Consider the following 10,502-nt stretch of genomic DNA (forward strand, 5'->3'; position numbering starts at 1 on the left):
CCATGACAATCGTGGCCAAAAGCCGTAAGCCTATGAATTCCGAAATCTTCAACGCAAGACCGTAGCTGACCTGTCGTATAAAGATTTTCCTCGAAAGATGGCCCCCCTGTACCGAACGCGAGCTGTTCGGGGGTATACCTATTAAGAAAGATCAAACCGCCCGGGCGAGTTGCTGCTTTCATGTCGCGGAAAATCTCCTCTCGCAGTCCAGGCCCGGCGAACTGTATGAAAACCGCAACCCTGGAGGCATCCCAGGCGGAAACGTCGTGACCTTGTTCTGCACGCCAGACGGAATTACGGCCTTCTCCATCGGCAACGCACAAGCAGCTTAGCTGGGGGGCGGGAACCCGGGTGCGTCACGTCTCAGAGCCGTCGCAGGATCAGTCCCGAAGAGGAAGCCCACTTTTGCATAACGGTCAGCCCAGCTCATTTCTCTGCCCAGCTGTCGCGCATCGCCTCATATTCCGCTTCCGCATTCTGAGGCGCGGTGATTGGCAGTCCGCGCGCGATCCAGCCCGGGGCGTCGCCATGCCCCATCATGCCTTCCGGGACATCCCTTAGCCCGGTTATGCCTTGCGCCGCGAGACGGTTGACCACGAATTCGCTTCGTCCCCCAGTTGCGCAGATCAATGCGATCTTTTCTGGCGGATACTGCTGCAGAATTTCCATCAACCTTCTGCCAAAACCGGGTTCATGCATGGAAACCGGCAAGGCACCAACAGCAACACCGGTTTCCAGCCATTCTTCCCGGGACCGGATGTCCAGCATCACAAGGTCCCCCCTCTGAACGAGCGCGAATGCATCGGGCGCAGTCATAACGTGGGTATCGGCGAACGCCCCGTTCACCGTCCCCAAGCCGATGCAGATCGCTGCCGCGAGTCGGACCATTACATTCCGTCGCGTTTGACCCGAAGGTATCTGTATTTCCAGATGCGGCTGCATCACGTCGCGTTCAACATTTCGGGCGCGCCGGTCGACATGTCCGTGCCACGATAAGGCAGACCCGCCTGTTTCCAGGCACCCATGCCCCCTTCCATATGAGCAAGAGGGGTCACACCAGCCTCCATAGCGCGTGCGGCGACCTTGCTTGATCGCATTCCGGAACCGCAGTGCAGCACGATCCGTTTTCCGTCCTGTGTCGGCAGCGCCTTCGGGTCGAAGAAAGCCATGGGCATCAACAGCGCGCCGTCGATATGCTCCATCATGTATTCCTGTGGCGTTCTGACATCGATCAGCACGATTTCCCCTGCTTTCAAAGCAGCTTGTACTTTATCAGGGCTCCAATTTTCGAGATTTGACATGTCGATTCAATCCTTGAATTTGTTCATGGGGATCTTGAGGTAGTTGTGTCCGTCGGACTCGGCTTGAGGATGTCGGCCCCCATGCAGGTTGATCTGCAATGCAGCCAGCATGCGATCGGGCAATCCAAGTGTAGCGTCACGCTTTTCCCGGCGCTCAACGTATTCGCCTTTCGAAACGCCACCCCCGATATGAATGTTGCCCTCGCGCTGTTCCTTCACTGTGCTTTCCCAAGCCGGTTCTTCGCGGTCCGCGGTGCCGTAGTCGTGGCCGATGAAGATACGGAAATCGTCCGGATGGTCGAGGATCGCCATAAGGCTGTCATAGACCTCGGCCGCCGAACCACCTGGGAAATCGGCCCGCGCGGTGCCGGCATCGGGCTGCATGAAGGTGTCATGCGCAAACATGGCGTCTCCGATCACATAGGTAATGGAACCCAACGTATGACCGGGCGACAACATCACGCGCGCTTCGAGATTCCCGAGCTTGAACGTGTCGCCGTCGGCAAAAAGCCGATCGAAGTCCCGGTCTGCATCGAAGGACACAGGCATGTGGTAGATATCCCGCCAAAGCTCCGCGATCTCCTTTACTTTCTCGCCGATTGCCATTGGTTTGCCGGTTTGTTCTTTCAGCCACGCTGCCGCCATGAGGTGGTCGGCATGGGGGTGTGTATCGAGGATCCAGACAAGTTCCAGTTCCTCTTTCGCAAGGTAATCCAGCGCCCATTGGGCGTGGTCGAATTTTGTGGTCGCAGATGCAGGATCGAATTCCTGAACGATGTCGATGAGCGCTGCCTGGCGCGTTTCCTCATCAATGCAGATATACTGACAACTGCCTGTATCTGGCTCGTAAAACCCGACGACTTTCGGGCTGCCTGGGCCACGCGATGCGCTTTCCTTGAACAAAATCTCCATTACTTTCCCCTTTCTTATTCCGCTGCGTTCTCAATGTTTCGCGAATTGGTAAGGTTCCGCCATGCCTCAAATTGGGACAGGAAAACACGACCGTTCAGTTCGTCAAGGAAGTGAGACCGTTTCAAGCGATCCATAACTGGGCCCTTCACTTCCGACAAATGTAGGCCAACGCCCAAGTCCTTGAGCCGAAGATTGATGGCTTCGAGACTTTCGAGCGCCGAGTAGTCAACCTCGTTCACTGCCGAAAACATCAGCACGACGTTCTTTATGTCGCATCCGTCTGTAACCCGGTTCTGGATCAGGTCTTCCAGAAAGCGGGCGTTCACAAAAAAGAGGCTCTGATCCACGCGGAGCGTCACCAGTGTTGAATCAGTCTTGACGTCGTGGCGGAGGATATTGCGGAAGTGCTGCGTCCCGGGAACAAGCCCGACCTCGGCCACATGCGGGCGCGACGTGTGGTAGAGATGAAGAAACAGTGAAATGATGACGCCGGAGGCAACACCGACCTCCACGCCCAGAACGAGGGTAAGTAGGATCGTTGCTGCAACGGCCGCAAAGTCGGCTTTGCTATAGCCCCAGGTCTTCTTGAGGATGGAAAGGTCCACGAGGCTGAGGACCGCGACGATGATTGTGGCGGCGAGCGTTGCGGTGGGTAGGAAGTAGACGAGCGGTGTCAGGAACAAGGCGGCAATGGCCAGCCCCATGGCGGTATAGGCACCCGCCGCAGGCGTTTCTGCGCCCGCATCGAAGTTCACGACGGAGCGCGAGAAGCCGCCCGTAACCGGAAAACCACCAGTGAATGCAGCGCCAAGATTGGCTGCCCCCAAACCGATAAGCTCCTGATCCGGGTCAATCCGCTGGCGCCTTTTGGCGGCAAGCGTTTGCGCGACTGATATGCTCTCTACGAAACCGATGATCGAAATCAGAATTGCCGGTACCAGAAGTGTGCTGATCAAGTCCGGGGACATGTTTGGCATAGTGAGTGGCGGTAGGCTTTGCGGCACATCCCCTACGATCTTCACACCTTTGTTGGACAGATCCAGCGCCCAAACCGCAACGGTTGTCGCGACCACCGCGGCAACCGGCCCGGCCTTGGTCAGAATATCCGACATGAGCGGGGATAGCCCGGTTCTCTTTAGAAGCGGTTTGAGGTTCTTGCGCACCCAGAACAGGAAAACTGTCGCCGTGATCCCAATTCCTACCGTAATCCAATTGATCTGGTCCAGTTGAGACCCGATGGATGCCAACATTTGCGGAAGCGTATGCCCGTCAGCAGACACACCAAGAACGTGTTTGAGCTGGCTGGTGGCAATCAGAATGCCTGACGCGGTGATAAAACCTGCGATCACCGGATGGCTGAGGAAGTTCGCAAGAAAACCTAGGCGAAACACGCCGAGCAACAACAGAAAGCCGCCCGACAGGAAGGCGAGTGTCAGTGCTGCAACAGCATAGCCCGCGGTGCCTTGTTCCGCCACTTGGCCAATTGCGCTGGCCGTCAGGAGCGACACCACCGCGACCGGCCCAACCGCAAGCGCGCGACTCGTGCCAAATATTGCGTACAGGATGATCGGTGCAATAGAAGCATAGATACCGGCCTCTGGCGGCAACCCTGCCAAAAGCGCGTATGCCAGCGATTGCGGGATCAGCATGATCGTCACGATCACCGCCGCGATCATGTCGTTAGAGAACGCGTTCTTGTCGTAAGTGCGACCCCAATCGAGGATCGGAAGGTATCGGCGTAAGGTGGTCATTGAAGCGATCCTGTAAAAGCAGCAATCAACGTGAGGACCCTGGCCGTCTGGGGTTCATGGGCCTAGTCGAATGGATAGATATCGGTTGCTTTCGGCGGCCACTACGGCCGCCGAAATGAGGGAGAAACTGACTATTTTGCCGTTTCAACTTTTAGGTCTTCGGGCTTTGCCATCCACTCTTTCCCCTTGAGCATGCCCTGCCAATAGATCGATGGCAGCATCTTTTCCTTGAGGAACCAGGCTGCGCGGGACGGCTTGGTCCCGTCGATGACGAATTTCGGGAAAGACGGCTTCAACGCACCGCCGTAGCCAAACTCTGCCAGCACGATCTTACCGCGTTCAACCGTCAGCGGGCACGATCCGTAGCCATCGTATTGCGCGACCGGAGAACCGCCGTCGATATCGGCGCAAATATTCTCAGCTACGGTTGGTGCTTGTTTGCGCGCAGCCGCCATGGTTTTGGCGTTTGGCGCATTCATGACATCGCCCAACGACCAGATGTTGTCGAAGGTTTTGTGTCGGAGGGTAGCCTGATCGACATCCACCCAACCGGCGGCATCCGCCAGTGGCGAGACCCGGATGAAATCCGGTGCCGTCTGCGGCGGGCAGACATGCATCATGTCAAAATCTACCGTGACCATTTCCGGCTCGGTGTCGGGCTTGGCGACCTTAAAGGTCGCTTTTTTCGCATCGCCGTCCACCGACACGAGGTTTTGGAAGAAGTTCAGCGTCGCGTCATACTTTTTGACATACTCCATGAGCGCTGGCACGTATTCCTTCACGCCAAAGAGAACACCGCCCGCATTCATGAACTGCACGTCGATGTCTTTCAGGACGCCGCGGCGATACCAAGCGTCGGCGGAGAGATACATTGCTTTTTGCGGAGCGCCTGCACATTTGATCGGCATCGGAGGCTGGGTAAACAACGCACAACCCTTTTTCATCTCCTGCACCAATTGCCAGGTGTAAGGCGCAAGGTCATAGCGATAGTTTGACGTGACGCCATTGCGGCCCAGCGTGTCGCTCAGGCCTTCGACGGCATCCCAGTCAAGCTTGAGACCGGGAGCGACAACCAGTCGGTCATATTTGATCACCCGGCAGCCGTCGAGGATCACCGCATTGTTCTTGGGTTCAAAGGCCGCAACAGCCGCATTGATCCATTTGACCCCCTGCGGAATCAGCGAAGCCATCGTCTTGGCCGTGTCGCGGGCTTGAAAAACACCGCCGCCAACAAAGGTCCAGCCAGGTTGATAGTAGTGCACATCAGACGGGTCGATGATCGCGACCGATAGGTCCGATTTGCGTGAAATGAGGCTCGACGCAGTTGCGATCCCCCCCGCTCCGGCACCAACGATCACGACGTCATACTTCGCGTCGCCTGTTTCCGTGGGCGTCCGGCCGCCGTTGGCGATCCGGCGGGCGACGCCGTTCATGTCATATCCCGCAGACTTGGTTGCCGCGAGGATCTCGGGCAGCGGTCGCTTCACCGCCTCGTGCAGCGACCACAACGTCGCCGACCGCGTGCCGGTCCGACAATAGGCCAAAACCGGACGCGGCAACTCTTTCAACGCTGCGCCGAATTCTTCTACGTTCTTGTCCGTCACCTTGCCAGATTGAACCGGCACATAAGCCGCCTCAAGCCCCGCTTCCCGTGCTGCCTTCTGGATCTCTTCGAAGGTCGGCTGGTCAGCGCCTTCTCCGTCCGGGCGGTTGCAGATGATCGCTTTGAAGCCTGCCGCCTTGATGGTCTCGATGTCGTTCACTGCGATCTGCGGCGCGACCGACACTTTGTCGGTGATTTTATTGCTGTCCATGTTTTTCGACCTCATTCGTGATTTATGTAAGTCACACCCTTGGTGCCGCGATGTTTTGTGTTCGCGTGTTCAAACGGACGAGTCTTCGCTCTTAGCAATCGAAATCAGTTTCGCGCTATAGGCCTGTTCACCAATCCGCTCGATCAGATCGAGTTGCAATTCCAACCAAGCCTTGTGGCCCTCCTCGTCGAGTACAATCGTCTCGAACAGCCTGCGGGATCCGATGTCATCAGCCTCATACGCCTCTCTCGCCGCACGTGTATAAAACGCAATGGCATCTTCTTCGTCAGCCAGATCCGCTTTGAACATGTCCCTTAGCGTCTCTGCGCGTTTAGGAGCTTTTTCGAAGGCGATTTCGGGAGTGCTTTTCAGAAACAGGATGCGCTCGATAAAAAGGTCGGAGTGACCGGCTTCCTCGGCTTGCTCTTCGCGCATCTTGGCTGCAAGGCGGTCAAGGCCCCAGTCGTCAAGCACATGCGCATGCAGTTGATATTGATGCGAGGCGCTGATCTCCATCTGAAGCGCCTTGTTCAGGTTTTCGACCGTCTTGTTATTTGACATGAATAGTCTCCTTTCGAGTGGATAGGGTCGGCGCTATACTATTCAAAGGCCATTCACGGGCACTCTGAGCATCGGATTCCCGTCTTTGTCCGTGGGTACTTCACCCGCCCGCATGTTTACTTGAAGAGACGGTATAATCAGTTTCGGCATGGCGAGCTGAGCGTCCCGCTCGGTCCGGAACTTGACGAACTCTTCCTTTGTCTTGCCGCCGCCGACATGGATGTTGTTGGCCTTTTCTTCGCCAACCGTGGTCTCCCATGCGATCTCGCGGCCACCGGGGCCATAATCGTGGCACATGAAAAGACGCATCTCGTCCGGCAGGCTCAGGACCTTCATGATGGAATCGTAAAGGACACCGGCATCGCCGCCGGGGAAGTCGGCACGGGCGGAGCCCCCATCGGGCATGAACAGCGTATCACCGGTGAAGGCCGCGTCGCCAATGACATGCACCATGCAAGCCGGCGTGTGGCCTGGTGTGAACATGGCAAAGCCCTGCATGTTGCCAACGGTGTATGTGTCGCCATCCTTGAACAGGGCGTCGAACTGCGACCCGTCGCGCTGGAACTCGGTGCCTTCGTTGAAGATCTTCCCGAAGGTGTCCTGCACCGTCATGATGCCTTCGCCGATCCCGATCTTGCCGCCCAATTCCTGTTGAAGGTAGGGGGCTGCGCTCAGGTGATCGGCGTGGACATGGGTTTCGATGATCCATTCCAGCTTCAGGCCGCGTTCCTTGATGCGTGCAACCATCCTGTCTGCGCTGTCGTGGGTAATGCGACCGGCGGCATAGTCCAGATCCATGACGCTATCGACGACGGCGCAAGCGTCGGATGTGGGATCTTTGACAATGTAGCTGATCGTGTTGGTCGGCTCGTCAAAGAACGCTTCGACCTCCGGGTGAAGGTCCATGTTAATCGGATAGTTGGCCATTTCTGGTCTCCTTTTTTACTCGTCACGGCCCGGGGCCGCGATCGTCAGGCCGCCTTGGCCGAAGGTTGCGATTGCGTCAGCAAACGGCGCAGGATAAAGCCGATGGCGACTGCGCCAAGGAACAGGGCGACTTCCCAACGTCCTGTGCCAAGCGCCGGAATGGCCGCGCCGGGGCAAAAGCCCGCGATACCCCAGCCGATGCCGAATATCGCCGAGCCACCCACGAGCTTGGCGTCAATTGCAGACGAATTCGGCACCTGGAACCGCCCGCCGAAAAGCGGCGCATCGCGACGCCAAACCAGACGGTAGCCAATGAACGTGACGACAAGCGCGCCGCCCATCACGAAGGCAAGGCTCGGGTCCCAGGTGCCCGCGACGTCAAAGAAGTTCAGAACCTTGGCCGGGTCCATCATGCCGGAAACCGCGATACCGATCCCGAAGACAAGGCCGGTCAAAAGAGCGTAGACGTGTTTCATATGGTCAGCCTCCGAAGACGTGGCGGATTAGGAAAACGGTGAGAGCAGCGGTTGCCATGAACGTCGGGACAGCTACAAGCGACCGAACGGAAAGGCGCGACAGGCCGCAGACGCCATGACCCGATGTGCACCCCGACCCGAGGCTCGCCCCGAAGCCTACGATCACGCCACCAACGGCGATCATCAGCGGGTTTACCGGCACAGTGATCTGGGGCATCGAGCCGGTTACGGCAAAAATCACCCCGGGTGCCAGGATCATCCCCAAGACCATCGCGGCCCGCCACGAGAACTCCGACCCGCTTTCCGCAAAGACCAGCCCAGACATGATGCCGGTGGCACCGAGGATGCGGCCCAAACCGAGCATCAGGAGCACCGCGCCGAGGCCGATTAGCAGGCCGCCACCGAATGAGGCGAAAGGTGTGAACAGCGTCTCCATTTCAGCAATCCTTACAGGTCTTGATGCCGAAAATCGAATAAAGCGGGCACAGCTTCAGGGTGGACGTGGCCAGCATCACGACACCGATCACGGCCGCGCCATACTTGAAGAGCGGAGCCGCGAACAGAGGCAGCCCGCTGAAGAAGGCAAGGTAAAGCAAAACCACGCCTAGCGCGGCGCGCAAGATGCGGTCAATCGTTCCAACATTGGTCGTCATGGCTTACTCCATCCACTATACTTGCAGAACAGATATAACTTTGATTCTGATGCTTCAGTGACATTGTCACCCAAGTCGGAAAAACTGCGTTACCGATTTTCTGAGATGGCGCGCAAGGCAGGTTTGTCGATCAGCTTAATTTGGCCGCGCGATTGGGTGATCATACCGCGCTTCTGGAAATCCGATAGAACACGGCTCACGACCTCGCGAGCCGTGCCCAATTCGCTGGCCAGTTCCTGATGTGTCGCGGATACGACCTTGTCGCCTCCCGCAAATGTCAGCAGCCGTTCCGCCAAACGCTTGTCCATATGTCCGAACGCCACGTCGTCAACCACGCGCAAAAGGTCAATCAAGCGACGGGAGTAAGCGGCAAAGACGAATTTCCGAAATGCTTCTTCCTCGGCCACCAGCCTGTCGAAAGCCGGTTTTGGCAACACAACGGCCGTGATGTCCGTCTCGGCCACGCCTTGGGCGTTGTAGGCTTCCTCTGTTAGCATGCAAGCTGTGGTCAGGACACAGCTGTCTCCGGCATCGACACGGTAGAGGACGATCTCGCGCCCGCCGTCCGAGCTTTGCGAAACACGAATACGGCCGTCATAGAGGAAAAACAGACTGTCCGGCACATGCGCAGGGTCAAACACCTGTGCGCCGGCTGCTATCTTGACGATGCGTGCAACTTTCATCAGCCGATCACGTACCAAACGTGGCAAGGCCGCCGTACCTTCGAAACGCTCTGTCCAATCTTCGATCATTTCGCTCTGCGCATCGGCAGCACGACGCCCTCTTCCAATGGGGCGATCCGCGCTAGCAAGTCACCTCGGTTTGATGAGATGTCTGACAGTGTCAAATTATCCAGTACAGCCATGAAAGCCCCGGTCGCCTCTTTCAGCGCGCGGGACAGATTACAGATACCGATCAGTGGGCAAGTATTCCTTTCCGGGTTGAAACATTCAACAAGATCGAGCGGCCCTTCCGTGAGGCGCACCACATCACCGATAATGATGTCTTCGGCAGGCCGGGCCAAACGGAACCCGCCATTGCGCCCACGCTGCGTGACAACGTAGCCGGCCCTACCGAGTTCATGGACGATCTTCACGATGTGCGGCCGGGCAAGGCCGTGCACGCGGACGACGTCATCCACCCGTATCAGATGAGGGTTTTTCAGTGCGGCCAACTGCAGCGAACGCAGCGCAAAGTTTGTGTAGGATGTCAGCTTCATTTTATCACTTCTCGGAAAACTTATAGGGACCGTATAAGTTTTTGCAAGTTAGGTGACATTGTCACTGAATTCCTGCCCTGCGGGGCATAGGTCTTGCTCAGACAATTGAAGGAGACAAACATGACTCTGCTGCTAGGCGACGTCGTTCCCGACTTTAACGCTGACACCACCACAGGCCCGATATCGTTCCATGATTGGATTGGCGACGATTGGGCCTTCTTTTTCAGCCATCCGGCGGACTTCACCCCTGTCTGCACCACGGAAATGGGACGCACCGCGCAATTGGCCGAGGAATTCGCGAAGCGCGGGGTGAAGCCCATCGGGCTGAGCACCGACACGGTTCACGAGCACCTCAAGTGGATCGAGGACGTCAACGACACCCAGAACACAACGCTGCGCTTCCCCATTGTGGCGGATCCGGATTGTGATGTCGCTAAGCTTTACGAGATGATCCATCCGGGCGAGTCCGAGACCGCCGCGGTGCGTTCGGTCTTCATCATCGATCCCGACAAGAAGCTGCGCCTGTCCATGACCTATCCGATGAGCGTGGGGCGTAACTTCGACGAGATCCTGCGTGCTATCGACGCGCTTCAAACAGCCGATCAAAGCAAGGTCGCCCTGCCGGCCGACTGGCGCCCGGGTGGCGATGCTATCATTCCGCCATCAATCGCGAACGAACAGGCCAAGGATCTTTTTCCGCAAGGATGGGATGAAATCCGCCCTTATTTGCGTAAGGTGAAGCTGAACACCTGACGCAATCCCAACCAACCAGACGGAGTATATGACATGGACCGCCGCCGATTTCTGACTGTATCCGCAGCTGCACTTGCAACACCGAGCCTTGTCGGTACGCGCGCTGCGGCCAGATCGGTTGCGGGCCAACCCCTG

Annotated in this window: 13 protein-coding genes; 1 reads left to right on the plus strand and 12 read right to left on the minus strand. The window is 57.3% G+C overall.

The genetic code is table 11. From position 1 onward, the window contains the following. Positions 1–426: 426 nt before the first annotated feature. The 12 genes from B3849_RS13775 to B3849_RS13830 form a co-directional block, all read right to left on the minus strand. The gene (locus tag B3849_RS13775; protein ID WP_278426053.1) at positions 427–942 is read right to left on the minus strand and encodes a rhodanese-like domain-containing protein; all 516 of its coding nucleotides are present in this window, start codon (positions 940–942) and stop codon (positions 427–429) included. Then, a complete protein-coding gene (locus tag B3849_RS13780) occupies positions 942–1,301 on the minus strand; it encodes a rhodanese-like domain-containing protein (RefSeq protein WP_037953385.1) in 360 nt (119 codons plus the stop codon). Before B3849_RS13780 ends, B3849_RS13775 begins: the two co-directional genes overlap by 1 nt. 6 nt (positions 1,302–1,307) lie before the next feature. Continuing rightward, a complete protein-coding gene (locus B3849_RS13785; protein ID WP_278426054.1) occupies positions 1,308–2,213 on the minus strand; it encodes an MBL fold metallo-hydrolase in 906 nt (301 codons plus the stop codon). A 14-nt stretch (positions 2,214–2,227) separates the two neighbouring features. After that, entirely contained in the window at positions 2,228–3,964 is a 1,737-nt protein-coding gene (locus tag B3849_RS13790; RefSeq protein WP_278426055.1) for a SulP family inorganic anion transporter, read from the minus strand. 131 nt (positions 3,965–4,095) lie between these two features. Then, positions 4,096–5,778 carry a bifunctional protein tyrosine phosphatase family protein/NAD(P)/FAD-dependent oxidoreductase gene (locus B3849_RS13795; RefSeq protein WP_278426056.1) on the minus strand — a complete coding sequence of 561 codons (1,683 nt, stop codon included), beginning with the start codon at positions 5,776–5,778 and terminating at the stop codon, positions 4,096–4,098. A gap of 69 nt (positions 5,779–5,847) precedes the next feature. After that, positions 5,848–6,339 carry a bacterioferritin gene (locus B3849_RS13800; protein ID WP_278426057.1) on the minus strand — a complete coding sequence of 164 codons (492 nt, stop codon included), beginning with the start codon at positions 6,337–6,339 and terminating at the stop codon, positions 5,848–5,850. A gap of 42 nt (positions 6,340–6,381) precedes the next feature. Then, positions 6,382–7,266: an MBL fold metallo-hydrolase gene (locus B3849_RS13805; RefSeq protein ID WP_278426058.1), complete on the minus strand. Its 885-nt coding sequence runs from the start codon at positions 7,264–7,266 to the stop codon at positions 6,382–6,384. A gap of 44 nt (positions 7,267–7,310) precedes the next feature. Then, positions 7,311–7,742, minus strand: coding sequence for a DUF6691 family protein (locus B3849_RS13810; protein ID WP_278426059.1), 432 nt, complete (start codon positions 7,740–7,742; stop codon positions 7,311–7,313). A gap of 4 nt (positions 7,743–7,746) precedes the next feature. Then, positions 7,747–8,178 (minus strand): YeeE/YedE family protein, encoded by a 432-nt coding sequence (locus B3849_RS13815; protein WP_278426060.1) that lies wholly within the window; start codon positions 8,176–8,178, stop codon positions 7,747–7,749. Position 8,179: 1 nt separating this feature from the next. After that, positions 8,180–8,395 (minus strand): YgaP family membrane protein, encoded by a 216-nt coding sequence (locus B3849_RS13820; protein ID WP_009824139.1) that lies wholly within the window; start codon positions 8,393–8,395, stop codon positions 8,180–8,182. A gap of 89 nt (positions 8,396–8,484) precedes the next feature. Further along, positions 8,485–9,147, minus strand: coding sequence for a Crp/Fnr family transcriptional regulator (locus tag B3849_RS13825; RefSeq protein ID WP_278426061.1), 663 nt, complete (start codon positions 9,145–9,147; stop codon positions 8,485–8,487). Then, complete coding sequence (locus tag B3849_RS13830) at positions 9,144–9,614, minus strand: Rrf2 family transcriptional regulator (protein WP_278426062.1); 471 nt, start codon at positions 9,612–9,614, stop codon at positions 9,144–9,146. The genes B3849_RS13825 and B3849_RS13830 overlap by 4 nt, the downstream gene beginning before the upstream one ends. Positions 9,615–9,734: 120 nt before the next feature. Between B3849_RS13830 and B3849_RS13835 the strand changes: the two genes are divergently transcribed. Then, positions 9,735–10,367, plus strand: coding sequence for a peroxiredoxin (locus B3849_RS13835; RefSeq protein ID WP_278426063.1), 633 nt, complete (start codon positions 9,735–9,737; stop codon positions 10,365–10,367). Positions 10,368–10,502: the final 135 nt, after the last annotated feature.

Origin of the sequence: Sulfitobacter sp. UBA4523 (genome assembly GCF_002388305.1) — a bacterium.
Classification (GTDB): Bacteria; Pseudomonadota; Alphaproteobacteria; order Rhodobacterales; family Rhodobacteraceae; genus Sulfitobacter; species Sulfitobacter pontiacus.

Coding starts and splice junctions, on each gene's coding strand:
- B3849_RS13775 (WP_278426053.1), bottom strand. CDS start 942: ATGCAGCCGCATCTGGAAATACAGATACCTTCGGGTCAAACGCGACGG.
- B3849_RS13780 (WP_037953385.1), bottom strand. CDS start 1,301: ATGTCAAATCTCGAAAATTGGAGCCCTGATAAAGTACAAGCTGCTTTG.
- B3849_RS13785 (WP_278426054.1), bottom strand. CDS start 2,213: ATGGAGATTTTGTTCAAGGAAAGCGCATCGCGTGGCCCAGGCAGCCCG.
- B3849_RS13790 (WP_278426055.1), bottom strand. CDS start 3,964: ATGACCACCTTACGCCGATACCTTCCGATCCTCGATTGGGGTCGCACT.
- B3849_RS13795 (WP_278426056.1), bottom strand. CDS start 5,778: ATGGACAGCAATAAAATCACCGACAAAGTGTCGGTCGCGCCGCAGATC.
- B3849_RS13800 (WP_278426057.1), bottom strand. CDS start 6,339: ATGTCAAATAACAAGACGGTCGAAAACCTGAACAAGGCGCTTCAGATG.
- B3849_RS13805 (WP_278426058.1), bottom strand. CDS start 7,266: ATGGCCAACTATCCGATTAACATGGACCTTCACCCGGAGGTCGAAGCG.
- B3849_RS13810 (WP_278426059.1), bottom strand. CDS start 7,742: ATGAAACACGTCTACGCTCTTTTGACCGGCCTTGTCTTCGGGATCGGT.
- B3849_RS13815 (WP_278426060.1), bottom strand. CDS start 8,178: ATGGAGACGCTGTTCACACCTTTCGCCTCATTCGGTGGCGGCCTGCTA.
- B3849_RS13820 (WP_009824139.1), bottom strand. CDS start 8,395: ATGACGACCAATGTTGGAACGATTGACCGCATCTTGCGCGCCGCGCTA.
- B3849_RS13825 (WP_278426061.1), bottom strand. CDS start 9,147: ATGATCGAAGATTGGACAGAGCGTTTCGAAGGTACGGCGGCCTTGCCA.
- B3849_RS13830 (WP_278426062.1), bottom strand. CDS start 9,614: ATGAAGCTGACATCCTACACAAACTTTGCGCTGCGTTCGCTGCAGTTG.
- B3849_RS13835 (WP_278426063.1), top strand. CDS start 9,735: ATGACTCTGCTGCTAGGCGACGTCGTTCCCGACTTTAACGCTGACACC.